This is a genomic window from Actinomadura sp. 6N118, from assembly GCF_044326415.1.
GTDB lineage: Bacteria > Actinomycetota > Actinomycetes > Streptosporangiales > Streptosporangiaceae > Spirillospora.
The window spans coordinates 240,207-266,982 of the sequence record NZ_JBIRAZ010000008.1 but is presented as its reverse complement, the minus strand read 5'-3'; the positions used below and the strand labels follow the sequence as shown (position 1 = coordinate 266,982).

25 protein-coding genes and 1 tRNA gene are annotated in these 26,776 nt (G+C 68.3%); 20 read left to right on the top strand and 6 right to left on the bottom strand.

Annotation, left to right across the window (positions count from 1 at the left end; translation table 11 throughout):
* Nucleotides 1-24 precede the first annotated feature (24 nt).
* From ACH34W_RS22720 to ACH34W_RS22690, 7 genes are all read left to right on the top strand, one after another.
* On the top strand, nucleotides 25-1,662 hold the full coding sequence (locus ACH34W_RS22720; RefSeq protein WP_395962971.1) for a hypothetical protein: 1,638 nt from the start codon (nucleotides 25-27) through the stop codon (nucleotides 1,660-1,662).
* 74 nt (nucleotides 1,663-1,736) lie between these two features.
* Entirely contained in the window at nucleotides 1,737-3,401 is a 1,665-nt protein-coding gene (locus tag ACH34W_RS22715; RefSeq protein WP_395962970.1) for a hypothetical protein, read from the top strand.
* A 75-nt stretch (nucleotides 3,402-3,476) separates the two neighbouring features.
* Nucleotides 3,477-4,280, top strand: coding sequence for a class I SAM-dependent methyltransferase (locus ACH34W_RS22710; RefSeq protein ID WP_395962969.1), 804 nt, complete (start codon nucleotides 3,477-3,479; stop codon nucleotides 4,278-4,280).
* A gap of 27 nt (nucleotides 4,281-4,307) precedes the next feature.
* Complete coding sequence (locus ACH34W_RS22705; RefSeq protein WP_395962968.1) at nucleotides 4,308-4,949, top strand: hypothetical protein; 642 nt, start codon at nucleotides 4,308-4,310, stop codon at nucleotides 4,947-4,949.
* A gap of 49 nt (nucleotides 4,950-4,998) precedes the next feature.
* Entirely contained in the window at nucleotides 4,999-6,258 is a 1,260-nt protein-coding gene (serS, locus tag ACH34W_RS22700) for a serine--tRNA ligase (RefSeq protein WP_395962967.1), read from the top strand.
* Nucleotides 6,259-6,515: 257 nt separating this feature from the next.
* Complete coding sequence (locus tag ACH34W_RS22695; protein WP_395962966.1) at nucleotides 6,516-7,319, top strand: Cof-type HAD-IIB family hydrolase; 804 nt, start codon at nucleotides 6,516-6,518, stop codon at nucleotides 7,317-7,319.
* A gap of 378 nt (nucleotides 7,320-7,697) precedes the next feature.
* A complete protein-coding gene (locus tag ACH34W_RS22690) occupies nucleotides 7,698-8,096 on the top strand; it encodes a hypothetical protein (protein WP_395962965.1) in 399 nt (132 codons plus the stop codon).
* 350 nt (nucleotides 8,097-8,446) lie between these two features.
* On the opposite strand, the gene ACH34W_RS22685 is transcribed toward ACH34W_RS22690, so the two are convergent.
* Nucleotides 8,447-8,980: a bacterial proteasome activator family protein gene (locus ACH34W_RS22685; RefSeq protein ID WP_395962964.1), complete on the bottom strand. Its 534-nt coding sequence runs from the start codon at nucleotides 8,978-8,980 to the stop codon at nucleotides 8,447-8,449.
* A 13-nt stretch (nucleotides 8,981-8,993) separates the two neighbouring features.
* The gene (locus ACH34W_RS22680; RefSeq protein ID WP_395962963.1) at nucleotides 8,994-9,950 is read right to left on the bottom strand and encodes an NAD(P)H-quinone oxidoreductase; all 957 of its coding nucleotides are present in this window, start codon (nucleotides 9,948-9,950) and stop codon (nucleotides 8,994-8,996) included.
* A gap of 190 nt (nucleotides 9,951-10,140) precedes the next feature.
* Here ACH34W_RS22680 and ACH34W_RS22675 point away from each other — a divergent pair, with 190 nt between their 5' ends.
* The 8 genes from ACH34W_RS22675 (at nucleotide 10,141) to ACH34W_RS22640 (ending at nucleotide 16,998) form a co-directional block, all read left to right on the top strand.
* On the top strand, nucleotides 10,141-12,591 hold the full coding sequence (locus ACH34W_RS22675; RefSeq protein ID WP_395962962.1) for an AAA family ATPase: 2,451 nt from the start codon (nucleotides 10,141-10,143) through the stop codon (nucleotides 12,589-12,591).
* Nucleotides 12,592-12,657: 66 nt separating this feature from the next.
* Nucleotides 12,658-13,032 carry an SCO4225 family membrane protein gene (locus ACH34W_RS22670; protein ID WP_395962961.1) on the top strand — a complete coding sequence of 125 codons (375 nt, stop codon included), beginning with the start codon at nucleotides 12,658-12,660 and terminating at the stop codon, nucleotides 13,030-13,032.
* 124 nt (nucleotides 13,033-13,156) lie between these two features.
* Nucleotides 13,157-13,522: a signal peptidase I gene (locus tag ACH34W_RS22665; protein WP_395963132.1), complete on the top strand. Its 366-nt coding sequence runs from the start codon at nucleotides 13,157-13,159 to the stop codon at nucleotides 13,520-13,522.
* A gap of 12 nt (nucleotides 13,523-13,534) precedes the next feature.
* Nucleotides 13,535-14,401, top strand: coding sequence for an RNA polymerase sigma factor SigJ (sigJ, locus tag ACH34W_RS22660; protein ID WP_395962960.1), 867 nt, complete (start codon nucleotides 13,535-13,537; stop codon nucleotides 14,399-14,401).
* 48 nt (nucleotides 14,402-14,449) lie between these two features.
* Nucleotides 14,450-15,577, top strand: coding sequence for an NAD(P)/FAD-dependent oxidoreductase (locus ACH34W_RS22655; protein WP_395962958.1), 1,128 nt, complete (start codon nucleotides 14,450-14,452; stop codon nucleotides 15,575-15,577).
* Between the two features lie 118 nt (nucleotides 15,578-15,695).
* Nucleotides 15,696-15,784: transfer RNA gene (locus tag ACH34W_RS22650), tRNA-Ser, on the top strand.
* Between the two features lie 101 nt (nucleotides 15,785-15,885).
* Nucleotides 15,886-16,779, top strand: coding sequence for a metal-dependent hydrolase (locus tag ACH34W_RS22645; RefSeq protein ID WP_395962957.1), 894 nt, complete (start codon nucleotides 15,886-15,888; stop codon nucleotides 16,777-16,779).
* Between the two features lie 51 nt (nucleotides 16,780-16,830).
* On the top strand, nucleotides 16,831-16,998 hold the full coding sequence (locus ACH34W_RS22640; RefSeq protein WP_192809922.1) for a hypothetical protein: 168 nt from the start codon (nucleotides 16,831-16,833) through the stop codon (nucleotides 16,996-16,998).
* Nucleotides 16,999-17,216: 218 nt separating this feature from the next.
* On the opposite strand, the gene ACH34W_RS22635 is transcribed toward ACH34W_RS22640, so the two are convergent.
* On the bottom strand, nucleotides 17,217-17,966 hold the full coding sequence (locus ACH34W_RS22635; protein WP_395962956.1) for a M15 family metallopeptidase: 750 nt from the start codon (nucleotides 17,964-17,966) through the stop codon (nucleotides 17,217-17,219).
* Between the two features lie 168 nt (nucleotides 17,967-18,134).
* On the opposite strand from ACH34W_RS22635, the gene ACH34W_RS22630 reads away from it, so the two are divergent.
* The gene (locus ACH34W_RS22630) at nucleotides 18,135-18,545 is read left to right on the top strand and encodes a hypothetical protein (RefSeq protein WP_395962955.1); all 411 of its coding nucleotides are present in this window, start codon (nucleotides 18,135-18,137) and stop codon (nucleotides 18,543-18,545) included.
* Between the two features lie 142 nt (nucleotides 18,546-18,687).
* Here the strand turns inward: ACH34W_RS22630 and ACH34W_RS22625 are convergent, their stop codons facing one another.
* Complete coding sequence (locus ACH34W_RS22625) at nucleotides 18,688-19,149, bottom strand: MarR family winged helix-turn-helix transcriptional regulator (RefSeq protein ID WP_395962954.1); 462 nt, start codon at nucleotides 19,147-19,149, stop codon at nucleotides 18,688-18,690.
* 147 nt (nucleotides 19,150-19,296) lie between these two features.
* On the opposite strand from ACH34W_RS22625, the gene ACH34W_RS22620 reads away from it, so the two are divergent.
* Nucleotides 19,297-20,268 carry a pirin family protein gene (locus ACH34W_RS22620; RefSeq protein WP_395962953.1) on the top strand — a complete coding sequence of 324 codons (972 nt, stop codon included), beginning with the start codon at nucleotides 19,297-19,299 and terminating at the stop codon, nucleotides 20,266-20,268.
* A 569-nt stretch (nucleotides 20,269-20,837) separates the two neighbouring features.
* Entirely contained in the window at nucleotides 20,838-22,031 is a 1,194-nt protein-coding gene (locus ACH34W_RS22615) for an ATP-binding protein (protein ID WP_395962952.1), read from the top strand.
* A gap of 174 nt (nucleotides 22,032-22,205) precedes the next feature.
* Here ACH34W_RS22615 and ACH34W_RS22610 read toward each other — a convergent pair whose 3' ends face one another.
* The gene (locus ACH34W_RS22610; RefSeq protein WP_395962951.1) at nucleotides 22,206-23,045 is read right to left on the bottom strand and encodes a MauE/DoxX family redox-associated membrane protein; all 840 of its coding nucleotides are present in this window, start codon (nucleotides 23,043-23,045) and stop codon (nucleotides 22,206-22,208) included.
* 3 nt (nucleotides 23,046-23,048) lie between these two features.
* Nucleotides 23,049-24,089, bottom strand: a complete 1,041-nt coding sequence (locus ACH34W_RS22605) for a hypothetical protein (protein ID WP_395962950.1) — start codon at nucleotides 24,087-24,089, stop codon at nucleotides 23,049-23,051.
* A 407-nt stretch (nucleotides 24,090-24,496) separates the two neighbouring features.
* On the opposite strand from ACH34W_RS22605, the gene ACH34W_RS22600 reads away from it, so the two are divergent.
* Together ACH34W_RS22600 and ACH34W_RS22595 are read left to right on the top strand one after the other, a co-directional pair.
* A complete protein-coding gene (locus tag ACH34W_RS22600; RefSeq protein ID WP_395962949.1) occupies nucleotides 24,497-25,018 on the top strand; it encodes a SigE family RNA polymerase sigma factor in 522 nt (173 codons plus the stop codon).
* Nucleotides 25,019-25,129: 111 nt separating this feature from the next.
* Complete coding sequence (locus ACH34W_RS22595) at nucleotides 25,130-26,752, top strand: long-chain fatty acid--CoA ligase (RefSeq protein WP_395962947.1); 1,623 nt, start codon at nucleotides 25,130-25,132, stop codon at nucleotides 26,750-26,752.
* Nucleotides 26,753-26,776: the final 24 nt, after the last annotated feature.

The following is a 26,776-nucleotide window of genomic DNA, read 5'->3' as shown; positions in this document are numbered from 1 at the left end:
GCATAGGGCCCCAACGTCATCTTCATGCCGATCACAAGCATGGAGGTCATGGTGCGGAGGCTCTTCACCCTTCTCGTCGTCCTTGTCGTGGCGTCCGTCGCCATGCCGCCGGCGCCCGCCTCCGCCGAGGACCTGACCGTCTACCCGGTAAGCCGGTACGAGTACTACGGCTGGTCCAGCCCGCTCACTGTCAGCGTCGCGTCGGGTCACGACGTCACCCAGGTCAAGGTCTGGATCACTCCGGCGGGGGCCACCCAGCCCGTGACCTACGTCGATGACTTCGCCCTGTATTCGGGCACCGCGCGCCAGGGAGCCTGGCGCAGCGCCAAGCCGGTGGAACTGCCTTGGGGCAGGGCCGATGCCACCGTCGAGGCGCAGGACGCCTCCGGTGCCAAGGTCACCAAGAGGTTCCCCGGCGGCATCCACACTTGGGCCGAGACGCACTTCAGCGAATTCACCGTCACGCCCAACCCCCTCAGTGTCGACCACGGCCCGCTCACCTTCCGGGGGCGCCTGATCTACAAGGACCGCGAGGGCGACGAACGCCCGGTCGCCGGAGTCCCGGTCGTGTTCAAGAGCGACGGGATCGTCAGGACGAAGACGACCGGCGCGGACGGGGAGTTCAGCGGCTCTGTCTTCAAGAGGCGCAGCGGTCAGGTGACCATGACATTCGACGGGACCGCTGACCACTACCTCGCCGAGTATGCCGCTCGGACGGTGACCGTGGCCCATGCGGAGACGCGACTGCGCGCCGCCCTCGACTGGAAGCCCACCGTGGTCGGCCAGCCCATCATCGTCACGGGCACACTCGAACGCAAGTCGTCCACCGGCGAATGGGTCCCCCTTGTGGGAGGACACGTCCAGCTCAGGGACGGCTCGGGCCAGAAACTCATCACCGCTCAGTACACCCCTCGCAAGGGCACGTTCCACCTGAAGGCCCGCGCCCAGGCGAAGATGGTCCTCGTTTATGAGCCGTACGGAGAGTCGTTCGTGCCCACACGGCTGAACCTGCCGGACGAAGGCGCTTTCGCTCTCCGCTATCGACCCCGCCTGACGAATCTCGCTGTGACGCCACGGCCCGTCGGCCACGGCGCACGGCTGAACGTGCGAGGCAGGGTCCTCCGCCAAGGCGTCGACGGCTCTGCGGAAATTGCTCCGGGCGCGCGGGTGGAGGCGCAGTTCTCCACCGACAAGCGGACCTGGCGCACGCGCTCAGCCGGGACCGCCGACGCGAAGGGCGACTTCAAGCTCGCTCCCGTCGCGGACAGGGACGGCTACTGGCGTGTCATCGTCGACGACCCCCACCGCTACCTCCCGGGCCCCAGCGCCCCGACGTTCGTCGACGTGCGCCACCGGACGGCTTTCACCTCGTTCAACGCCTCTCCCGAGCCGGTCAAGAAGGGCCGCACGCTGACGATCTCAGGCAAGCTCAACCGTCACGTCGGCTCCTGGAGGCCGGGCCCCGGCGCGAAGGTCTACGTGTACTTCAAGGCCAATGGAACCTCTCAGTGGATCCGCATGGCTGTGGTCAAGACGGGCCGCGACGGCTCGTTCAGGAAGGGGTTCAAGGCCTCCCGCGACGGCACGTGGCAGGCCGCCTACAAGGGCGGCACCGCCTACCTCGGCGTTTGGAGCACCACCGACCACGTCGACGTCCGGTGACGTCTGAACAAGTAAGCCCTGGCCATTACGTGGCCGTTCGCTAGTTGACCTCAACATCGAAGATGGAGACGCAATTGCGTAGGGTCCTGAACCTCTGGGCCGCAGTGTTGGTTGTCTTGTGCGTCTCGGCGACAGCAGAGGGGACTGTGCTGGCCGCCACCCGGGCGGAAACGACCATCGTCAGCTACGAGGCTCTCGTCGAGAGTGGGTCGCGGCGAACGTTCTACGACGAGCCGTTCCGACTCATCGCCCGTGTCTCGTCGGACCGTGAGATCTCTCGTGTAGAGGCGCGTCTCTATGCGGAAGGTGCGAGCGACCCCGCCCTGAGCCTTACGGACTTCACCCGCACGAGCGCTTCCGACGGTACGAGCGTCTGGAGGTCGGACCGCTATGTGGATCCACCGGTGGCCAAATATCGGGTCGAGATCAGTGCGGTGGATGCGGACGGCACCAGAACCGACCGGGTGATGGAACGGCCCCTCCACAAGCGGCTGAAGATCAACCTCGTCGAGGTCACCACCGATCGGTCCCATGCGGACGTCGAACATCCCGATGTCACCGTGACTGGAAGGCTTGTGCACATCGACGGGGAGGGAACCCGGCAGCCGGTGTCCGAGGCCCGAGTGAACACTGGGAACGCCGACGGCTCCACAGCGGTGACGAATCCCGACGGCCGGTTCAACCTGAGGACTCGTATAGCCCCAGAGAACCCGAGCCTTTATCTCTGGACCAGCCCGGGTGCCCCCTACGGGGAGGCATATCACACGGTCAATGCGGGCTACCGGCTTGTGTCCACCCGGCTTTTCGCCGAGGTATCGGGATCGGGCGTCATCGGCGAGAAGCTCCTCGTCAGAGGCAGGCTCCGGCGCTGGACCGGGAACGGCGTCGGCACCGGGATCGCCGGGATGACCGTGGTGCTCCAGTTCTGGGAGGCGAGTGGGCGTGCGGGCGTCGCTCACCCGGTGAAGACCGATGCCGACGGCGACTTCGAGTTCTCTACGATCACCACTGGCGTGGGCGAATGGCGTGCCTACTTCAACAACCATGGCGCCGCTCCCGAGGCACCGGGCTATGAGCGCGGGTTTGCGAGGGCTTCGACGCCGGCCGCACACCGCACGGCTGTGAGCGGTATGACCTTCGCGGCGCAGCCGACCGCTGCCGGTGACCGATTGACCGTCAAGGCGCAGATCCGGCGGCTCAAGGCGGACGCCACATGGTCACCCGTGTCCGCTGGCCCGATGTCCCTGTTGTTCTCCCCCGATGGGAAGCGCTGGGGTGTCGAGGCCAACGGCCTGACGGGGCCACAGGGCTTCGTCTCCATCTCTGCGAGAGTGCCGCGCGACGGGTTTTGGCGGCTCGACTATGACCCTGAGTTCGGAAATGACTTCAGCGCGCGCTCCGCGGTCCGCTATGTGAACGTCAAGCACCGCACTTCGATCACTGGTTTCGACGCTTCGCCGGAGCCGGTCAAGAAGGGCCGGATGTTCGCGGTCCAGGGGCAGCTCAAGCAGTACTTCAGCGGTACGTGGAAGCCACTCTCGGGCGCCACCGTTCACGTCTACTTCAAGGCCAACGGCACCTCGAAGTGGACGCGGATGGCTGCGGTGAAGACCGGTCGTTACGGGGGATTCCACAAGCCGCTCAAGGCATCCCGCGATGGAGCTTGGCTGGTGACCTACCAGGGTGACTCCTCTTGCCTTGGCGTGCGAAGCGCGAGCGATTACGTGGACGTTCGGTAGGGCTTGGGCGCGGGCCGTTTGGTTGGGCGGTCCGCGTCTTTTGGGGCTCGGTGGGGCGGGCATAGCCTGCTTTGCATGGTGGACTTTGATGCTTACGAGCGCGACCTCTGGGCTGGGCGGGCGCCGGCGTATGAGCGGGGGTTTGCTCGGCTGACCCCGTACACGGTGGAGCCGCTGCTGGACGCGGCGGGGGTTGGGGCCGGGACTCGGGTGCTGGACGTGGGGACCGGTCCCGGGGTCGTGGCTGCGGGTGCGGTCCGGCGGGGGGCCAAGGTCTCGGCGATCGACGCGGAGCCGGGGATGGCCGAGACGGCGGAGCGGAACGTTCCGGGGGCGGACGTGCGGGTCGCGGTGCTGCCGGAGACTCCGTTCGGGGACGAGACGTTCGACGGGGTTGTGGGCAACTTCGTGATCAACCATGTGGGGGAGCCCGGGGCGGCGCTGACGGAGCTGCGGCGGGTGCTGCGGCCGAGCGGGCGGCTGGCGCTGACCTGCTGGCGGATGCCGGCGAGCGGGGCGCTGGCCGTCGTACGGGACGCGATGGAGGTGGTGGGCGTGCCGTGGCCCGAGGACATCCCGGTGACGCCCTTCATGGAGTACGGGGAGCCTGAGGCGTTCAGGGAACTGGTGGCAGGGGCGGGGTTCGAGGACGCCGGGGTCGACGAGGTCAACTGGGAGCACGTCGTCGACCCCGAGGAGTGGTGGGAGACCGGCGTAGTGGCCAAGGTGGGGTCGAACGCGGTGATCCTCAGCCGGCAGAGCCCGGATGTGGTCGCGGCGGTGAAGGCGGCGTACGACGAGATCATCGGTCGGTACGCGGTGGGCGACGGAACGGTTTCGCTGCCCGCGTTTGCGCTGTTGGCGTATGGATCGCGGTGAATTGTCCCCGGGTGGCATGCTCCGGGGATGAGCGATAAATCCCCCCTCGGCGACGCCGACCCCAACACGGTGCTGTCAATTATCACGACCGAGCATTTCAACCTGCAGTCCGTCCGGTCGTCCACGACCTCGGAGGCGGTCGGGCGAGCCAGCATGTTCCTGGGCACGGTGTCGACGGCGTTGGTGGCGTTAAGCTTCGCCGGGCAGGTGACCGACTTCGGTGGATCGTTCGCTGTTTTCGGCGCCGTGACGTTCCTGTCGTTGTTCTTTCTGGGCGTGGTGACGTTTGATCGGACGTTGCAGATCTCGATCGAGGACGTTCAGGCCGCGCAGCGCATGAACCGGCTCCGGCGGCTGTACTTCGAGATCGCGCCGGGCCTCGCGGACTACATGGCGCCGGCGGCCGACAGCGATGAGGTCGGAGCGGTGCTGCGGAGCAGCGGGATGCGGGTGGCGCGGGGGCAGATGTTGCTCACCGTCGCCGGAATGGTCAGCGTGGTCAACAGCGTCATCCTCAGCGTGCTGGTCGGGATGGTGGTGGCCCGGCTGGATCCGGATCTGATGTGGCTGGCGGTGAGCCTCGGCGGTGTCGTGTTCGTCGGGAGTGTGATGATCCACGAGCGGATCCAGCGCGTCCGGCGTTCCCAGGCCGAACGGCCGGTGCCGTAGGGCGATACTCGCGCGCGGAGGGGGTGCCGGGGCCGGTAGCCTCGGGTCTGTGATTGACCTGCGAGCTCTTCGAGAGGATCCCGAGCGGCTGCGCGCGTCCCAGCGCGCCCGCGGCGAGGATGAGGCCGTCGTTGACACGCTGCTCGACCTGGACGAGCGGCGACGTTCCGCGCTGACCAGCTTCGAGTCGCTGCGCGCCGAGCAGAAGAGTTTCGGCAAGTCGGTGTCCAAGGCCCAGGGCGACGAGCGGCAGGCGCTGCTGGCGCGGGCCAAGGAGCTGGCGCAGCAGGTCAAGGAGGCCGAGGCCGCGGCGGACCGGCTGGCGGCGGAGCTCGACGCGGTGCTCAAGGTGGTGCCGAACGTCATCGAGGACGGCGCCCCGGCGGGTGGCGAGCAGGACTTCGTCACGCTGGAGCACGTGGGTGAGATCCCCACGTTCGACTTCGAGCCCAGAGACCACTTGGAGCTCGGCGAAGGCCTCGGCGCCATCGACATGGAACGCGGCGCCAAGGTCTCGGGGGCGCGCTTCTACTACATGACCGGGGTGGGCGCGCGGCTCCAGCTGGCGCTGCTCAACCTGGCGATGGAGCAGGCGATCGAGGCCGGCTTCGTGCCGATGTACCCGCCGGTGCTGGTCAAGCCGGAGGCGATGGAGGGCACCGGGTTTCTGGGCGCCCACGCCGCGGAGGTCTACCAGCTGCCGCAGGACGACCTCTATCTGGTGGGCACCTCCGAGGTGCCGCTGGCGGCCTACCACATGAACGAGATCATCGACGCGCTGCCGCGACGGTACGTGGGCTGGTCGTCGTGCTTCCGCCGCGAGGCCGGGTCGTACGGCAAGGACACCCGGGGGATCATCCGGGTGCACCAGTTCGACAAGGTCGAGATGTTCTCCTACTGCGACCCGGCGGACTCGCACGAGGAACACCTCCGGCTCCTCAACTGGGAGAAGGAGATGCTCGCCAAGGTCGAGCTGCCGTACCGCGTGATCGACGTCGCGGCCGGTGATCTGGGCGCGAGCGCGGCGCGCAAGTTCGACTGCGAGGCATGGGTGCCGACCCAGAACGCCTTCCGCGAGGTCACCTCGACCTCCAACTGCACCGAGTTCCAGGCGCGGCGCCTGGCGGTCCGGCACCGCGACGGCAACGGCAAGACCCAGCCGGTCGCCACGCTCAACGGCACGCTGGCCACGACCCGGTGGATCGTCGCGATCCTGGAGAACCACCAGCAGGCCGACGGTTCGGTGCGGGTGCCCAAGGCCCTGCAGAAGTATCTGGGCCTGGAGGTCCTGGAGCCGATCAAGCGCTGACGAACGCGCAGGCCCCGCCGAAGCTTGATATCGGCGGGGCCTTTCGCGCGCCTGCTGAGCTCGCCTGGTTCCTGGGTCTGCTTGTCGGATCCGCATGGTTGGTCGCCTGGGGCCTGCCCGGGAAGTCGCCTGGGGCCTGCTCGGGGAAAAGGTCCGTTGTGAGCTATGGGGCGATCGAGTCGCCTAGGGTGGGTTTCCGCTGCGGATGGGGCGCGGGGATGCGAGGAAGATCAAAATGCGGCGAGACTGTAGGTGTCATGTCTGATGTCACGCCGCGGCTGATCGCCACGGATCTCGACGGCACGATCGTGCGCTCCGACGGGACCATCTCTGCCCGTACCGTCGCCGCCCTCGCACGCGTGGAACGTGCCGGTGCGACGCTCGTCATGGTCACCGGCCGCCCGCCGCGCTGGATGCACGAGATCGCGAACGCGGTCGACCACAACGGCATCGCTATCTGCGCCAACGGAGCCGTGGTCTACGACTTGCACACCGAGACCGTCGTCCGTTCCCACATGATCGAGCCCGACGTGATCGCCAAGGCGGTGGAACGGCTGCGCGCCGCCGTCCCCGAGCTGCGGTTCGCGGTCGAATATCCGACCGGCTTCGTCTTCGAGGCCCGCTACAACCTGGGCCGCTGGGACGCCGAGGCGCTCGGCGGGCGGCCGGTCGACGGCGAGACCCTGGTCAGCCGAGGCGGCACCAAGCTGCTCGCCTTCCATCCGAACGCCGATCCCGACTCGCTGGCCGAGAAGGCCGAGAAGGCCGTCGGCGACCTCGTGACCGTCACCCACTCATCGGGACGCGGGCTGCTGGAGATGAGCGCCCAGGGTGTGACGAAGGCCAGCGCGCTGGCTGAGTTTTGCGCCGAACACCAGATCACCGCGGCCGACGTCGTCGCGTTCGGTGACATGCCGAACGACCTGCCGATGCTCACCTGGGCGGGAACGTCGTACGGCGTCGCGAACGCCCACCCGCTCGTCCTGGCGGCCGTCACCGGCACCACCGCCCGCAACGACGACGACGGCGTAGCCCAAGTCCTGGAACGGCTCTTCCCCTGACGCGGTATCGCCCGGGGCGGAGGGGTGCTTGGCGGCCGTGTCCTGTCGACGGCACGAACGATGCTGCGAACGCCACGACGTTCGCACGTCGACGGACCGCATATCGGCGTCCTTGGCGCGGTGGCTAGCCGGCTCACCGGACGCGAGTACGGCGAGCGGTCGGCGGTGCTGGGCGAGTTAAGAGCTCGCGCTAGCGGTGTTGGAGTTCGAGCCGTGGAAGCCGCAGATCACCCGCGCACAACCGCCCCTGAGCTGGTCGGGCATGCCCGATGGGGCGTCCATTCAGGGATGGTCCCGTCGTGGGTCCGCTCATAGATTCAAGCGATCGGAGATCGGAGAGCAGGTGAGTCACCGCCTGCGGACAGAGTGGAGGCAAGCATGAGAGCGCGTTGGGCGATCCTCTGTGTGACGACCCTTCTGGCTGGCCTGTCGGTGTCGATGCCGCCTGCTGCGGCCGAAACCGGCAAGGCAGACCCGACTCCCTGGTCAGCCGGCCACGGGACGGCCACCGCCTCAGGCACCAGGTGGTACGAGAACGGCTACCTGATGGCCCAGGGCAACCTGGAGAACACCAGCTCCGAGTGCTTCACGCTCTGGGGCGTTTGGACCGTCGACTTCTCCTACTTCCACGTCAAGCACGCCACCTTGTGCGGCCCCGGATCTGCGCCGGTCAACATTCGGCAGGACGCCAGCATGCTGACCTCGGCGAGACTGATGATCTGCCGCGGCAACCAGGACATCAGCGACTGCGGCCCGAAGGTCCGAATCGACCGATAGCCTGACCGGCTTCCGGGCTACCGGCCGCTGGCCGAGGGCGGGCCCGTGCGCCAGGGACTGTGACCGCGCGGTGGTGGACCCACCGGCCATCGACCGACACCGGCCTTCGACCGACCGGAGGTGGCGCTTGGCGCGCTGGTTGGCTGGATTACCAGCCGTGCCAAACGTCGGGGGGAGAGCTTCGCCCTCGCGGGCGCTCTCCCAGACGCACGGGCCTTCCTCGGTGTCGTCGGTGTCGTCGTAGCGCGCCCAGATGCGCACGGCGCGCACGGCGTCGTCATGGGCGTTACCTCGGCCATGGACCGCACGACAGATCGCTCTACCGCGCTCCCGAGGTGAGTCAGGAGCCCTTACAGGTAGGGGCCGGAGTGGCGGGGGTTCTCTTCGGCTGCTTCGGGCGGGATCATCCCGGCGGGGAGGGCGCGGCGCATCTGCTCAAGCTGCGCGCGGGCGGCCATCTGCTGGGCGAACAGCGTGGTCTGGATGCCGTGGAAGAGGCCCTCCAGCCAGCCGACGAGCTGGGCCTGGGCGATGCGCAGCTCCGACTCGCTCGGCACCGTGCCGTCGGTGAACGGCAGCGAGAGACGTTCGAGCTCCTCGACCAGCTCCGGAGCCAGACCGTCCTCGAGTTCCTTTATCGACGACTTGTGGATCTCGCGCAGGCGGGCACGGCTCGCCTCGTCGAGGGGAGCGGACTTCACCTCTTCGAGGAGCTGCCGGATCATGCCGCCGATCCGCATGACCTTGGCGGGCTGCTCGACCATGTCGGTGATCGATTTTTCGTCGCCGTCGCTGTCCCCGGGCCCTTCGAGCGCGATGCCGTTCGGGCCGACCACGAGAACCTGAGGCTCCTGCTCGGACTGGTTGTTCGAAGGCTCGTTCATGATGTCTCCAGTTTCACACGGTCAGCAGAATCTTGCCGATGTGGTCGCTGCGCTCAAGGATCCGATGGGCCTCGGCAGCGTCCGACATGGGCAGCGTGCGGTCCACCACCGGCCGCACATCCCCCGACTCGATCAACGGCCACACGTGCTCGCGCACAGCGGCCACGATCGCGCCCTTCTGGTCCAACGGACGAGACCGGAGTCCCGTGCCGTGCACCTTGGCTCGTTTGCCCAGCAACTTGCCCATGTCCAGCTCCGCCTTCGTCCCGCCCTGCAACCCGATGACCATCAGGCGGCCGTCGGCGGCAAGGGAGTCGACATTGCGGGCCAGATACTTGGCTCCCATGTTGTCGAGGATCACGTTGTACGGGCCGGACATGACGAAGTCGTCCTCGCGATAGTTGATGACGAGGTCGGCGCCGAGTTCACGGCAGCGGGCAGCCTTCTCGTCGCTGCCCACTGTGCAGGCGACCTTGGCCCCGTTCGCCCGAGCGAGCTGGATGGCCATGGTGCCGATGCCACTGCCGCCGCCATGCACCAGGAAGGTCTCCCCGGCCCGCAGCTCGCCAAGCATGAAGACATTGGACCAGACCGTGCAGACGACCTCAGGCAACGCGGCGGCCTGAACGAGGTTGACGCCCTTCGGTACAGGCAGCAGCTGGCTGGCCGGAACGACGACCCGTTCGGCATATCCACCACCGGCCAGCAGCGCACACGCCTCGTCGCCGACCTGCCAGCCGGTGACACCTTCGCCGAGTGCCGCGATGCGTCCGGATGCTTCCAGCCCGGGATACTCGGGCGCGCCCGGCGGGGGCGGATAGAAGCCGAGCCGCTGCATGACGTCAGCCCGGTTCACGGCGCTCGCCACCACGTCGAGGAGGACCTGCCCAGGCCCCGGCGCCGGATCGGGGACCTCTGCCCACTCCAGAACATCGGGCTCGCCGGGCTCACGGATCACGATGGCGTGCATACAGATCACGCTACCGGGGAGCGCGGGGGTGGTGGTGGCCGCGGAGGAGCCAGGAAGCCCGGCAAACAGGGGGGAAACGGCCGTACGTCTGTGGATGCGTGGTAAAGGACCACAGGTATCCTGCCGTGAGGCTATTGCCGACCAAACTCCGGAATTGATCTACACAGGCATGGCCGAGGGGAGAAATTCGGTGGCAAAGAACGATCACGACGGGCGTTCGCTGGAGGAGCGCCTGGCCTCCCTCGACGCGATGAACAATGAGGCAACAGGTCCTGCCGCCGTACCGCCTTCTCCCGAAGCCGACGATGACGAGGCGACGCCTACAACCGTCGTCAAGCGTTCCGGCGGTGCCCCGGCCTCGGAGTCGGCCTCAGCGTCGCAGGACGCCGAGCGCGCCGACCCGCAGGGTGTCGAGCACGCCGACCCGCAGGATGCCGGGCCTGCGCCGGAGCTCGAAACCACGCAGCCTCCCCCGCAGGGTGCTCAGGCACCGCCCTCCGAGGCAGAGCTCAACCCGTGGCTGGCCGCGCCGCCGCCGTTCCAGGACCCGGCCGGGACCGGCCAGGCTCAGCCGCCGCCGCCTGGATCCGAGCCTGGTGCGATTCCGCCGCCGCCCGGCTTCCCGCCCTACGGCGAGCTGCCCGCCCCGCCGCCGTATGGCGCGACTCCCCCGCCGTTCGAGGGCCCGCAGCAGCCGTACGACGGCAGTCCTATGCCGCAGCCTTTTGACGGGGGCATGCTGCCGCCTCCCTATGGCGCTTTCCCGTCGTACGAGCCGGCGCAGATGCCGCCGTACGAGGGCGGTCAGGTTCCGCAGCCTCCTCATGACGGCAACAACCAGGGTGGGCAGCCTCCTCACGAAGGTCCCGCGCAGCAGCAGTACGAGGGTGGTCCGCAGCCCGCGTCACAGCCGCCGTACGGGGGTGGTCCGCAGCCGCCCTATGAGGGTGGGCCGCCGCAGCCTCCGTATGACCCGGCTCAGCAGACGCAGTTCGACGGCGGGTCCGTTCCGCAGGGTCCTTACGAGGGCGGTCAGCAGCCGCCGTACGACGGTCCAGGGGCGCTTCAGCAGGAGGCATTTGGGCCGCACGCTCCGCTGCCCTATCCGCCGGAGCAGTTCGGCGCACCCGACCCTCATCAACAGCAGCAGCCGTACGCCTATCCGCCCGCGGATGGTCCGCAGCCGCTGGGTCCGCCTGCAGGTGAGCCCCAGTACGGGCCGCCCGGCAATCCCGCACCGGAATACGGCGGCGCTGGTTACCCCGGCGCTCCCGAAGGAAATCAGCCTGGCCCGCCAAGGCCGCCTGAGGGATTCGAGGGTTACGCGCCCGGCCCGGCAGAGGGCTACCAGCCAGGGCCTCCTGAGGGCTATCAGCCAGGCCCTCCTGAGGGCTATCAGCCAGGCCCTCCTGAGGGCTATCAGCCAGGGCCGCCAGAGGGATACCAGCCAGGGCCGCCCGCTGAGGGGTACGGTCCTGGGCCTGCTGAGGGATATGTCCAGGGGCCACCTCCGCCGCAGGGGCAGCCCGCTGCTTACCCGCCGCCCCCTGGACAGCCGTACGGACCGCCCCAAGGGCCGCCGCAGGGGCCTCCGCAAGGTCCACCCCAGGGACCGCCGCAGGGGCCACCCCACGGACCGCCGCAGGGGGCGCCGTATGGATATGGCCACCCACAGGCTCAGCATCAGTACCCCCCGCAGCAGCAAGACCCGGAGAGCCTCAGCTCGGAAAACCTCCTCGGCGAGCGGCGCATCGCGCCGTCGGCCGGGTGGCGCCGCGCGGTCTACAAGGCCACTGCGGGCAGCATCCACCCGGGCGAGTCGCAGGCCGAGATGCGCCGCAAGGACCTCATCGCGCGGGCCCGCACCAACGTGGCCGGCGGCCACCACCGGGTGGCGGTCATGTCGCTGAAGGGCGGCGTGGGCAAGACCACGACCACGACCGGCCTGGGCTCGATGTTGTCGTCGATGCGCGGTGACCGGGTGATCGCGGTGGACGCCAACCCCGACCGCGGCACACTGTCGGACAAGGTAAGGCTGGAGACCGCGGCCACGGTCCGCGACCTGCTCAACAACCGCGACAAGATCAGTCGTTACGCCGACGTCCGTGCGTTCACCTCGCAGAACGAGGCGCGTCTCGAGGTGCTCGCGTCCGACCGTGACCCCGCGGTCAGCGAGGCGTTCAGCGCCGAGGACTACTCCGCGGTCGCGGTCGTGCTGGAGCAGTACTACTCGGTCTGCATCACCGACTGCGGTACCGGACTGCTGCACTCGGCCATGGCGGGCGTGCTCGCACTGGCCGACCAGCTTGTCCTGGTCAGCTCGCCCTCGGTGGACGGTGCCCGGTCCGCGAGTGCGACCCTGGACTGGTTGGAGGCGCACGACCACGGTCACCTCGTTCGCAACGGTGTGGTCGTGCTGTCCATGGTCCGCAACCGCACGCGCAGCCAGGTGGACCTCGACAAGCTGCAGTCCCACTTCGAGAGCCGCTGTCGCGCGGTCGTCCGGATCCCCTACGACGACCACCTGGAGGAGGGCGCCGAGGTCTCGCTGGAGCAGCTCGCTCCCGCCACTCGCGAGGCCTACCTCATGCTGGCGGCCGTGGTCGGCGACGGCTTCGCCTACCAGCGCCCGTCCGAGTGATTAGCCGGCCCTCATCTGAGTATGCGTACTCAGGTGGGGGCCGCCGGATCACCGGACCATGGAGGTATGTTCAGACGACTTTCGGAAGCCGCCGCTGCCCGTTCGACCGGATGGTTCGGGATCATCGTCCCAGCCGTCTACGCCACGCTTGTCGTCGTGGTGACCCTGGTGGTCCTCGCTGACAGCCTCTTCGTCGACCATGAGGACGCGAGTCTCATCGGCGTCTGGCTCGTCGTGGTGACGTTGCCATTGTCGGGGGCAAGCCTGCTCGGGTTGTCCGGCCTCGAAAGCCTGCTGGGCGACATGCCCCAGGCTCTCGACACCGTGCTTTTCTATCTGTCGACAACCGGCATCGGTCTCGTCCAAGCTTGGCTGCTCCGGCTCGCCACCCGTGGACGGCTGCTGGATCCCGACGTTCGCCCTAACGTGCCGGTACCCTGACCCGCCCGCCCCGCGATCCGCCGCCCAACGCGCGATCTCCACACGCGCGATCCGCCGCCCGAGCCGCGATCCGTTGGGCTGATTCACGGTCCGGTGGATGGGTGGGCTAGCGTCACCGGACGTGATGGATGGGGTGTACGTGGGGAAGGCCGCCGTCGACGCCGCCGGCGACAACGGCTGGTTGCTGGGCCACTTCAAGCCCGAGGGCGACATTCGGCACAGCGACGAGGTCGAGATCAAGTGGGGCGTGCACCCACGGGGTGAACGGCGTGCACAGTGGGCCACAGGGGAGAAGCGCACGGCTCTGCTGGTCCTGATCAGTGGCCGTTTCCGGATGGAGTTCCCCGAGGGCGACGTCGTTCTGGCGAATCAGGGCGACTATGTGGTCTGGGCTCGCGGCGTCGATCACTCCTGGTGCGCCGAGGAGGAATCGGTCGTCATGACGGTCCGCTGGCCCTCCATCCCCGGATACAAGGTCCCCGGGGCGTGAGGGGAGTGCGCGATGACGACGGTGGCGCTCGAAGGCGAGTGGGAGCGGCACAGACCGGCTGTCTTCGGTGTCGCGTACCGGCTGCTCGGCGGTGTCGCCGACGCTGAGGACGTGGTCCAGGAGGTGTGGCTGCGCGCGTCTTCGGCCGATCTCTCGGCGGTCCGCGACCTGCGTGCGTGGCTGGTCACGGTCGCCGCGCGCCTCTCGTACAACGTCCTGAAGTCCGCACGGGTGCGGCGGGAGTGCTATGTCGGCCCGTGGCTGCCCGAGCCGCTGCTGACCGGGCCCGACGCGGCCGAACCGGTGCTGGTCGACGAGTCGGTCGGCACCGCGATGCTCATCGTGATGGAGGAACTGACCCCGCCCGAACGGGTCGCGTTCGTCCTGCACGACGTCTTCGACGTCCCCTTTGACCAGATCGCCGAGGTCCTGGACCGTTCACCCGCGGCCACCCGCAAACTCGCCTCGCGGGCTCGGCAACGAGTGGCGGAGACCCGGGAACGTCCGCTGGTGCCGCGGGCCGAACACGATCGGGTGCTCGCCGCGTTCAGGGTCGCGACCGAGGCCGGTGACCTGGACGCGCTCATCAAGGTGCTGCATCCCGAGGCCGTCTACATCGCTGATGGCGGCGGCAAGGCCCTGGCTGCCCGCAAGCTCGTGTGCGGTGCCGCTCGTGTCGCGGCGCTGCTGGTCGGTGTGGAGAAACGCCGGGTCGGCCCAGTCAAGGCCGTCGAGGTCAACGGCGAGCCGGGCCTGGTGACCTATGGGGCCAGCGGCGAGGTCCTGCGAATCGACACGTTCGAGATCGCGGGCGGCCGCGTGGTGTCCGTACGGCGGCAGTCCAATCCGGAGAAACTTCAGCACATCGGTCACACCTGACGCCCGCGTCTTGTCTCCCTGGCGAACTCCAAGGAGAGGGAGATGAGGATGTCCCACATCGTTGTCATCGGGGGCGGTTTCGCCGGGGTGTGGAGCGCCGCTGCGGCGGCGAACGTCCGCGCCACCGCTGCGTCCAGCGCCACTGCGGATCTTCGGATCACGTTGATCGCACCCAATGAGGATCTCGTGCTGCGGCCGTATCTGCATCAGGCCGACCCGGATCGGGCGCGGGTACCCCTCAAACGTTTCCTGGGGCCGATCGATGTCGATCACCTGCGCGGCGTGGTCACCGGGATCGACGCCGAGCACCGCCGGCTGACGCTCGACGACGGGCGGGCGGTCGGCTACGACCGGCTGATCTTGGCGACGGGAAGCCACCTCGTTCGCCCTGATTTCCCTGGTGCGGAGCGCATGTTCGACGTCGACACCCTGGAGGCGGCCCGACGGCTCGACGTCTACCTGCGTACGCGTTCCCCGTTCCGGGCGGTCGTTGTGGGCGCGGGTTTCACGGGCCTGGAGGTGGCGACCGAGCTGGCCGAACGCGGCGAGGTCGTACTGATCGACCGTGACAAGGTGGTCGGCCCGGAACTCGGGCCTGGACCCCGCCCGCAAATCGAGGCGGCGTTGGACGAGGTCGGCGTGGAACGGCGGCTCGGTGTCACCGTGACGGAGGTCGGTGACGGCTACGTGCGGCTGTCGGACGGCACCAGGCTGGACACGGACGCCGTGGTGTGGACAGCCGGGATGCAGGCCAGCCCGTTGACCGCCCAGGTCGGAGGGGTCCGTGACCGCCTGGGCCGCCTGGAGGTGGACGCGGCGTTGCGCGTGTCGGGGGAGATCTTCGCTGCCGGGGACACCGCGGCGGCACGCGTCGAGTCCGGCCAGGTCGCCGTCCAGAGCTGCCAATATGCGACTCCCCTCGGTAAAACGGCTGGTCACAACGCCGCGGCCGACCTCCTCGGGCTGCCGCTCAAGGACTTCGCGCCCTCCCCGTACGTCACCTGCCTCGACCTCGGCGCGGCCGGAGCGATCTACACGCAAGGCTGGAATCGCGAGGTCCAGGCCGCGGGCGCCGAAGGCAAAGCGATCAAGAAGATGATCCTTGACGTGATCCGGCCGCCGATGGACGACCCGGAGGCGATCTTCGCGGCCGCCACCCAGGTGAGGACGCGCTAGGCCGGACGTACGACAACCCGGGCCTACGGCGACCCGGTACCGGGCAGGAAGGCGCCGGGGCACACCCCATATGAAGTCGATGCCACTCGTGCACGACCGCTATCGTGGTCTCCGGCCAGGAGAGTTCGCATAGTGGACTAGTGCAGTCGCCTTGAAAGCGACCACGGCTGGGGACAGTCGTCGTGGGTTCGAATCCCACACTCTCCGCAGGGCTGTGCGCCCCTGGCAGGCTCCGTGCCTGCCGGGGGCGTCCCGCGTTTCGGCTGGTAGCGTCGGTGAACGTGGGGGGAATCGGGGGATCGACTCACGTGACGTTCCCGGCCGGGACCGTGTCGGGACGCTCCACGGTGCTCACTGCGCCGCCCCTGGACGACGGTGGCTACGGCGTGGTGACGGAGGAGACGCCGTTCCACCCGCTCGACCACACCTGGCCGGACCAGCCTGGAGACATCGGGTTTCTCCAGGTGAACGACATCGAGCAGCGGGTCGTCGACTGCCTGACCGGTGGGATGCCCGTCGGGGGCGACGGCGGGATCGCGGTCGAGGACGCGGGCTGGATGCCGGGCGAGGGCGTGTTGCTGCTCGGGGACGACATCCCGGCCCGGCGGGGCGACGCGGGATGGCACTGGCTGGTCGTCCATGTGGTCGAACGGGCCGTGCCGGTCCAGGCCGAGGTCGAGCTGGTCGTGAACGCCGAACGGCGGCGGGCCTTCTCGGCGGGGCACACGGCCTGCCATCTGATGGCGCTGTCCCTCAACGCGGCGCTGGCCTCACGCTGGCGCGAGGGTGCTCCCCGGACCGACGGGCTAGGGCATCCCGACTTCGACACGCTCGCGATCATGTCGTCGCGGATCGTGCCTCACGGCAGCAGGGACGTCTATCGCATCGGCAGGTCGCTGCAGGAGGACGGGTTCACGGCTGAAGGCCTGGCGGAAGCGCTCCCGGAGATCACCGCCAGGCTGAACAGCCTGCTGGCCGGCTGGATTGCCGTAGATGCTCCTGTACGTATAGACGTACCGTCGCCGGAGTTGAGCGCACGCCGGATCTGGCACTGCGAGCTGCCTGGGGGAACGGCGGAAATCCCTTGCGGGGGAACGCATCTGAGGCGCTCAGGGGAGCTGTCGTCGATCATCGCCGACCTTGAACTCTCACCCGAGGGGGACGAGCTCGTGGTCGAGACGAAGGCCGCTGAGGTGGAGTGATCGGGTGATCCGGCATGAAAATTGCATAAACCATCCGTTACCCTCTGGGCCATGTCTCAGAACCCGCAAGATCCAGCTGGCACGACCCAGCAGTTCCAGCGCTTTCAGCAGCAGGGCCAGACCGAGAAGTCCGGCCCCAACATCGGCCTCATCATCGGCGCCGTCGCCGTGGTGGCCATCGTCGCGGTCCTCGTCGTCGCCCTACTCGCCCTCGGATGACGGCCTGAACGGGACCGCCCCGCTGGCCAGACGCCCGTTCACGCCCAATGCAGGCCCCGGGCCCGCGTTCACGCCCTTCGCAGGCCTCCGGGCCCGCCTTCACACCCATCGCAGGCCTCCGGGCCCGCGATCATGCCCAGTGCAGGCTCCACGGCCCGCGTTCGCCCATCGCAAGCCCGCCGCCCGCGTTCACGCGGGACCCCGTCGGCGGGGGCGGCTCAGCGGCCGCTGCTAGAGAAGTGCTGGTAGTCCTTCGTACCGCTCCAGTCGCCGCCCCAGCCCCAGCCGATCGCCGCGAACGCCCGCACGACCTGGTCTCCCTTGTGGATCACGCCCGGGTCGCGGTTGGCGCGGTTCTTGTATTTCACGCAGTCCTTGTGGGCGACCTTGCCGCCCGCGGTGACGTAGGGGTTCTCGCAGGGATTGATGTCGATCGCCAGGCCGTACGCGTGTTGTGACCAGTTGCCCGAGCCGGTCGCGGCCCGGCAGTTGAACGCCGAGGTGTTGTCGGCCTCGATCGAGTCGAAGTCGCTTCCCTTGTAGACGTCCACCGGCTCCATGCGCCGGATCGGGTAGCGCTTGTCGAACAACGTCCGGAAGACCCCGACCAGGTCCTTGGCCTCCTTGGCGTTGACGACCAGCTTTCCGCCCTCGTGGGGCTTGCGGTCCATGCCCCAGTAGGTCATCTCGATCATCCGCAGCCCGGACGGGCTCACCGGGCAACCCTTACGCCAGGAGTGCTTCAGGTCCGCGGCCGAGACGTTCTTGATCTCGGCGCGGAATCGCGGCGGGGTCTTGCTCGGCGAGGGTGCCGCCGGAGGCGCCGCCGATGTGGCGGTGGGAGGCGTCGCGGGCGCGGAGGACCCCGGCTCGGAATCAGATCCGTTGCCACATCCGGTCATCCCGGCCGTCACGGAAATGAAGGCGGTCAAGAACGCTGCGGAGTGCAGTAGCCGTCTGCCTGCCATAACACCAGGATCGCACGTCAGGCCGTTTTCGTGTTGGACCTTGGGTTCGCTACGGTGCGTCTGTGAGCACGTCCGTCATACAAGGGGACGGGGGCGGACGCGCGCCACGTTTGTTTGGCTGACCCCCCACCGGGCATCGTCCCGGCGTCCCCGGCCCAGGGAGCCGGCATGACGGAGCCCGAAAATCTGCCGAGTCTCGAAGAAGTCCCGAGTCTCGAAGACGAGATCTTCTCTGTGGCCTCCAGAGTCGAGAACGCGAGGGACTCGTCGCCGCGCATCCGGCTGCCCTGGGACAAGGCCCCGCAAGCGCCCGACGGCCGCTTCATCCTCGTCGTCGGGGCGGGATTCGGCACGTTCGTCCTCGTCGACGTCATCATGATGTGGGCTCCGCTCATGATGAGCCGCCGTCCGAGCCTGCTGCCGCAGATGATGACGCTGCTCCTGCTGGCCTTCGGCCTGGGCAGCCTCCTGATCTGGAAGGTCGGCGGCTCATGGCGCCCGTTCGGGATCGGCATGATGCTCGCCTGGATCTTCCTGACCCTGGTCTCGGTCGGCTTCCTCACCGGCCTCACCCTCTGACCGCGCACGCTTTGGCCGCGGACCCTCTGACCGCGCATGCTCTGACCGCGGACGCTCTGACCGCGGACCCTCAGGCCGCGGACCCTGTGACCGCGCACGCAAGGCTGCCGAGGAGGCCGGCTGGGTGCGCTGCCGCGTGGGGTCAGCCTGCCTCGCCAATGCGTTTGTTCACTGCGGTGAACGCGCGGCCGATGGCGGCCAGGTCGGAGGGGTCGATGATGTCGATGAAGTAGTCCCGGACCGTCTCGACATGGTCGCGCGCGGCGCGGTCCAGGGCGTCGAAGCCCTCGTCGGTCAGGTGTGCGTAGACGCCGCGTTTGTCATTCGGGCAGCCGCCGCGGAAGACGAGTCCTTTGGACTCGAGCCTGCTGCAGGTATGGGAGAGGCGGCTGCGTGACTGGCTTGCGTGTTCGGCCAGCTCAGCCATGCGGAGACGGCGCTCGGGGGCTTCGGACAGCCGTACCAGGATTTCGTACTCCGACACCGACAGACCGTGCTTGGTCTTGAGATCGCGATCGAGGAGTTCGGTCAGCCGGACGCTGCCGTCCACGAACGCCCGCCAGTCGCGCTGTTGGTCGGCATCGAGCCAGCGTGGTTCGCTCATATCCGCAGTATAGAACACCTGTTGAAGGTTCAACTAATTTTGTCGGCGTGGGGATCTACCTGGGGTGGAGCTGCATCGAGGAATAGTTTATCTTTCAATCAGGTTGGGGCTGGTGTACATCGGTTGGCCCCTAGCGGAGGAGACGAGATGCCTGCTGTGAGCGTCGACAACCCCCTGACCCTGCCCCGCGTGGCCGCGTCGGCTGACGCCGTGGCGCGTCCCGTGCTCGCCGTCACGACCGCGCCGAGCGGATTCGAAGGTGAGGGCTTCCCTGTTCGCCGGGCGTTCGCGGGGATCCACTACCGCCACCTCGACCCGTTCATCATGATGGATCAGATGGGTGAAGTGGAGTATCAGCCTGGGGAGGCGAAAGGGACCCCATGGCACCCGCACCGCGGTTTCGAGACCGTCACGTACATCATCGACGGGATCTTCAACCACCAGGACTCCAATGGTGGTGGCGGCACCATCACCAATGGCGATACGCAGTGGATGACGGCGGGCGCGGGCCTGTTGCACATCGAGGCGCCGCCGGAGCACCTCGTCATGTCGGGTGGCCTCTTCCACGGGCTCCAGCTGTGGGTGAACCTTCCGGCGAAGGACAAGATGATGGCCCCGCGCTACCAGGACATCCGCGGCGGCAACGTCCAACTGCTCACCTCCTCCGACGGCGGCGCGTTGCTGCGCGTCATCGCTGGTGAGCTGGACGGTCATGCCGGTCCCGGCATTACTCACACCCCCATCACGATGATCCACGCGACCCTCGCCCCCGGCGCGGAGATCAACCTTCCGTGGCGCGAGGACTTCAACGGGCTGGCCTACGTCCTGGCGGGCGAGGGCTCGGTCGGTGCGGAGCGCCGCCCGGTCCACCTGGGCCAGACGGCGGTCTTCGGCAAGGGCTCCTCGCTGACCGTCCGTGCGAACGAGAAGCAGGACTCCCGCACCCCAGACCTCGAGATCGTCCTCCTCGGCGGACAGCCCATTCGAGAGCCGATGGCGCACTACGGGCCGTTCGTCATGAATACCAAGGAAGAGCTTCAGCAGGCGTTCGAGGACTTCCAGAAAGGGCGGCTGGGCACGATCCCGGCCGTGCACGGGATGTCTGAGGGCGGCCTGTAGGGCTCGCTAGGTCCACATGCCGAGATCCAGCGCATCGAGCAGCTGCCGCCCGAGCAGCTGCCGCCCGAGTAGCCGCCGCCCGAGCAGCTGCTGCCCGAGCTCGTCACCAAGGGCGGGCCTCGGCGGACGAGTCGCTTTCCTGACGGACGGCGGATCGACGGATCGGAGGCGCGACGGATCAGAGGCGCGGCGGATCGGCGGGCGGAGTCATCCGTTCGCCGATCCCTTCTTCGAACGTATTGGCGAGACTTGGGTGACGGGGATGACGGCATGCGCTAGTGTGTTCGAATGGTCGAACAGAGATTCGACAGATCTTTCGAACGTGCTCGCCCAAGTGAGGCCAAGCAGAGCTTGTCCCTTGATGGGCGGTGGGCCGGGGGCTGAGGGAGGGCGGCATGGTGGCGGCGGTTTCCACGGGCCGTCCAGTGGCCGGGGGCGGCCACGACGGCCATGACGACCTCGAGGCGCGTGGGGCGCGGTGCGGGGCGGCGCGGCCGAACGCGACACGCCGTACGAGTTTCTACGCAAATCTACGGCCACAGCTATATCGCCTCATAGAGTCCGAGACCGTGGACCCCGTGCGCAATCCCTACGCCCCAGGCGCCGGGCAGCGTCCTCCCGAGCTGGCCGGCCGCGACCGTGAACTCCAGCAGTTCGAGGTGGTGCTCGAACGGGTGGCCCGTGGCCGTCCGGAGCGCAGCATGATCATTACGGGCCTGCGCGGGGTGGGCAAGACCGTGCTGCTCAACGCGTTCCGCTCGATGGCGATCCAGCGGCTGTGGGGCACCGGCAAGATCGAGGCGCGTCCGGACCAGTCGATCCGGCGCCCGGTCGCGTCCGCGCTGCACATGGCCATCCGCGAGCTGGCTCCCCGGCATCGCGCCCCGGAACGGATCGAGGAGTTCCTCGGCGTCCTCAAGGCGTTCGCCCAGGCAGGCGAGGAGCCGACCGGCAAGAGCAAGGCACGGGTGCACCGCTGGCAGCCCGGCATCGACGTGCCCGCCGCGCGCGGCCGGGCCGACTCCGGTGATCTGGAGATCGACCTCACCGAGCTTTTTGTCGACGCCGCTTCTGTCGCCACTGATGTCGGCGTCGGGATCTCGTTGTTCGTGGACGAGATGCAGGACATCCCCGCCGATGACGTCTCCGCGCTCTGCGCCGCCTGCCACGAGCTGTCGCAGAACGGCGGGCCGCTGATCGTTGTCGGCGCCGGTCTGCCGCACCTGCCGGCTGTGCTGTCGGCGAGCAAGTCGTATTCCGAACGGCTCTTCCGTTACGCCCGCATCGACCGGCTCGATCGGGATTCCGCCGACTTCGCGCTGCTGGCCCCGGCGCAGCGCGAAGACGTCACGTTCACCGATGAGGCCCTGGATGCGCTCTATGGCGCGGCCGACGGCTATCCCTATTTCGTGCAGGCCTACGCCAAGGTCGTCTGGGATGTCGCCCCCGACACCCCGATCACCGCGGACGACATCAAGGTCGCGGCTCCCGAGGCGGAGAGCGAGCTGGCGGTCGGGTTCTTCGGCAGCCGCTACGAACGCGCGACCCCGGCCGAACGCGACTACATGCGGGCGATGGCGACCCTCGGCGACGAGCCGGTGCCCACGTCCGCGGTCGCCGACGAGCTGGGCCGCAAGCCCTCCAGCCTGTCGCCCGCCCGCGACGGCCTCATCAAGAAGGGCCTCATCTACAGCGCCGAGCGTGGTCTCGTCGCCTTCACCGTTCCGCACTTCGGCAAGTTCCTCAGGGCCCAGCCCGCCTAGTCCCACCCGTCCTCGACCGCCCGCTACACGGATATACCGCTCTCTAGCTTCAGGGCTAGAGGCCTCTATAGAGCTGCATCGAAGTGGCTCCTCACAAGAATCTACTGATCTCTAGTCTTATCTCTAGAGACTCGTAGATTCTTCTAGCGGTGTTCTCTGTCGTTCTCTAGTGCTCTATGGGGCTGGAGCTAGAGAACGCAATAGAGGTGAGATCGCGGCTCGCACGGTCCGGTCACGGGCGGCCGTGGAGACCGCGAACACGATCTCCACCTCTTGCTCGTCCACCCGCGCCGGAAAGACCAGGAACCGCCAGCAGCCCTCCCGCCAGACGTCCAGCGGCGCCGCGCTGGACACCGACTCCTCGTACCGCAGCCACTCGGCGCTGTCATAGAGCGTCGCGTACGTCTCCGCGAGCGGGCTGCGGCGTCGCTCGCACGGCTCCAGGGGCTTGTGCCGCAGCCCGAGGAGCCCATGCCGTTCCAGCAGAACGGACAACTCCGGCGAGAGCGCCGCGAACAGGGCCAGCTCCAGGGCCAAGACCAGGATGACCTGGGCGGGGCCATTGCGCAGCACGTCGATACCCGTGCGCGGTGCGCCGAGCGAGGCGACCGCGGCCGCGGTGAACAACACCGCGCGGATCACACTGCGGCGCCCCACGCCCTTGGTGCTCAACCCCCCGAAGCACCCGCACCCCGCGTCCGGACGGCGCACGCGCAACTCCCCGACCACCCACGCGGCGGCGGCGAACGTCACCGTCGTGGCGAGCCGTACGGAGAAATGCGAGGTGATCAGCAGGCTCAATCCGAGGATGCCCTCAGCGAGCCCGAGCCCCACGTTCACGGGCCTGCCCTGGCGCAGCGCCGTCGCCCGCCTGAGGCCCGCGGGCATCGGCACGCCGTGCACGTGCTCGGGTGCAGCGCCCACCGGCTTGCGGATCATCAGCTTGGCCAGGCACGCCGCCAGGAGCACGGAGGCGAGAAGCAGGACCTGGGTGTTCTGGACGACGGTGACCATCGTTCAGCCCCTCATGCTCGGGGTCATGGGGCGCACGACCGCGTTGAAACACCCTGCGTCCAGGTCACCGCCCAGGCTCACGAACGCAGCCGGCGTCAGCTCGACCACCCGCCCGCGCGGCGACGTGCCGCACTCCACGCACCGGTCGCAGTAGAGGGCCGCCGTACATCCGCACTCGATGACCGGGACGGCCGCCGTACGCCCCGTGCACTCGTTGCGGATCGACAGCCCACTGCCCAGCGACAGATAGGGGAGCGCGACGCAACCGGAGGGGGCATCGAGACACCCGCCCGCGTTCCCCTCAGAGTCGACCGCCGGATAGGCCGCGCCGCTCAAGGCAGACGTGTAGCCGACGATGTCGCCTAGGACGGAACGATCTGCCGCTTCGCCTGAGGCGGAACGATCTGCTGCTTCGCCTGGGGCGGAACGATCTGCTGCTTCGCCTCGGGCGGAACGATCTGCTGCGCGGGGACGGAGCTTAGGCGTCGTCGCTGGCTTGCCGGCTCGCTGCTGATCGCTGGCGCCGCCGAACCATGTGGCGCCGCCAAACCATGTGGCGGTGCCCTGGATGGGGTCGGGTATGGGGGCGTCCGGTTCCGGGGAGGCGAGGTCGTCGGCGCGGTAGCCGGGCTGGGACGTGCCGGGGCGGACGGCGTGCGGGCCGCCGGGCGAGCGGACGCAGATGACGTCGATGAGGTAGCCGGGTTCGAGCCGGGGGTGCCGGACGAGGATCCGTCCGAGGGCGTGCGGGGGGATCACCACATGGGCTCGTCCGCGGTGAGGGCCCATGTCCACCTCCACGGTGTCCCGCCCGCACGCCAAGATGATGCCGGTCACCCGGCCGATGTCCACCCAGACGCGGTCGGCGCGCAGGCCGTCGGCGGCCGGTCGTACGATCACGTCGCGGCCCGGTCGCAGCGCGGCGGGGCCTCCGCGCCCGCCGTGCCAGACGGTGGTGGCCTCGGTCATCGGCAGCCGTATCTCGCCGTCGGCCGTGTGCAGCACCAGGAGGTGCGGGCTGGCGTCGAGGATGGTCCCGGTCACGGGACTGAGCGGGGCATGGCTCGCGTCAGCGGGAGCGGTGCGCCAGATCGACGGCACCCCGAGTACGGCCTCCTGCTGACTGCGACGCCTGGCTCCATGGCGGGCGAACGGCATGGCGGAACTCCGGCATCGAATCTTCACTCACGGCCACAGCTGTTAGGACAGTGAGTCAAGAGTCACGCGCGGTGACCCGGCTGTCGACGGATTTATCCGATAAGTCATACAGCGGGTTGAGATTTACGTACCAGGGTGATGCAATCGTCTCCTGGTTGACCCGAATATGCCTTTTCTGTTGGCCCAGAATTACGATCTTCGTGCCATCGTCAAGAGCATCAGGATCTTGCCTACCAGAGATCAAAATACCGGCGGCTCGATGGAATCCCCTTAACCCCTGGCTCGGTGGTGATTTGAACACGACGCGGCATGAGGAGTTCCGCGAGTACGTGGCGGCTCGAGGTCCGGCGCTGCTGCGCCACGCCATGCAGCTGACCAGCGATCGCGCCGAGGCCGAGGACCTCCTGCAGGCGGCACTCGCCAAGACATATCTCGCCTGGGACCGCATCAACGATCGCGCCGCCGTGGACGGCTACGTGCGGCGTGCCATGGTCAATACGCAGATCTCGTGGTGGCGGCGCCGCAAACTGGAGATCTATCCCACCGACGAGCTGCCCGACCAGCCCATTGATGACCACACCCGGCGGAGCGAACTGCACGACGCACTGAGCCGCGCACTCGACCGGCTTCCGCCCCGGCAACGGCTCGCCGTCATGCTTCGCTATTACGAGGACATGCCCGAGGCGGAGATCGCCGAAGTGCTCGGAGTGAGCGTCGGCACAGTCAAGAGCACTGTTTCGAGGGCCATGGCCAAGCTCCGCGACGACACCGGCCTCGGCAGCGACTTCCCGGAGATCCCGCCCCAGCGCCCCTGACCCTGCCGGTGGCGGGTCCTCGAAAGAGGGGCCCCAGGTGCTGACAATTCGGGGCGATTGCGGCAAGAATCCCATTCTGGAAACCGCGAAGCTTGCTGCTGGAGGCGCGCCGTGTGGAGCACGATGCAGGACTTCCCGCTGACCATCACCTCGATCATGCGCTACGGCACCGATGTGTTCGGCGCGAGCGAGGTCGCGACCTGGACCGGAGACGGCACCCGGCGCCGCACGTACGCCGAGGTCGGTGAACGCGCCACCCGGCTGGCGGGAGCACTGCGATCTCTGGGCGTCGACGGCGATCAGCGCGTCGCCACGTTCATGTGGAACAACACCGAGCATCTGGAGGCCTACCTGGCCATTCCCTCCATGGGGGCCGTGCTCCACACGCTCAACCTGAGGCTCTTCCCCGACCAGCTCGTCTACATCGCCAACCACGCCGAGGACGAGATCGTCCTCCTCGACGGCTCGCTGATCCCGCTCATCGCCCCGATGCTGCCGCAGCTAAAGACGATCAAGCACGTGATCGTCGTCGGTCCGGGGGACACCGCGCCGCTCGTGGAGGCGGGCAAGGAGCTCCACTCGTACGAGGACCTGCTCGCCGCCGCGCCCGCCACGTTCGACTGGCCGGAGATCGACGAACGCCAGGCCGCCGCCATGTGCTACACCAGCGGCACCACGGGCAACCCGAAGGGCGTCGTCTACTCCCACCGTTCGGCCTACCTGCACTCGATGGCCGTCTGCACGGGCAACGCGATCGGGCTGAGCGCCGCAGACCGGGTGCTGCCGGTCGTTCCGATGTTCCACGCGAACGCCTGGGGACTCCCCTACGCCGCCGTGATGGCCGGCGCCGATCTCGTCATGCCGGATCGGTTCCTGCAGGCCGAACCCCTTGCCCGTCTCATCGAGACCGAACGGCCGACGGTCGCCGGTGCGGTGCCGACCATCTGGGCCGACGTCCTGCGCCACGTACGCGAGCACGGCTCCGACCTCAGCTCGCTGAGGCTGGTGCCCTGCGGCGGCTCCGCGGTGCCGGAGTCGCTGATGCGCGGCTTCGACGAGATCGGCGTCCAGATCGTGCAGGCCTGGGGGATGACCGAGACGTCACCGGTGGCCACCTTTGCGCATGCGCCGGCCGGCGCCGAGGGCGAGGAGATGTGGCAGCGCCGGGTCACGCAGGGCCGGTTGCTGGCCGGGCTGGAGATGCGCATCGTGGGGGACGACAACACCGTGCTGCCGAACGACGGCGAGGCGGTCGGCGAGGTCGAGATCCGCGGGCCGTGGATCACAGGCGCCTACCACCTGGACGAGGATCCGGCCAAGTTCCATGACGGCTGGTTGCGCACCGGCGATGTCGGCACGATCTCGTCCGACGGCTACCTGGTGCTCACCGACCGCGCCAAGGACGTCATCAAGTCGGGCGGCGAGTGGATCTCTTCCGTGGAACTGGAGAACCACCTCATGGCCCACCCGGACATCATCGAGGCCGCGGTGGTCGGCGTCCCGGACGACCGCTGGCAGGAGCGACCGCTCGCCTCGGTCGTCGTACGTGAGGGCGCGACGGTGACCGCCGACGAGCTCAAGGAGTTCATGTCGGACCGGATCGCCAAGTGGCAGCTGCCCGAACGCTGGACGTTCATCGAGGCCGTACCCAAGACCTCAGTCGGGAAGTTCGACAAGAAGGTGCTGCGGCGGAAGTACGCGGATGGCGAGCTCGACGTGACACGAGTGGACTGAGCCCGGCCAGGGTGGTGCGCAGTG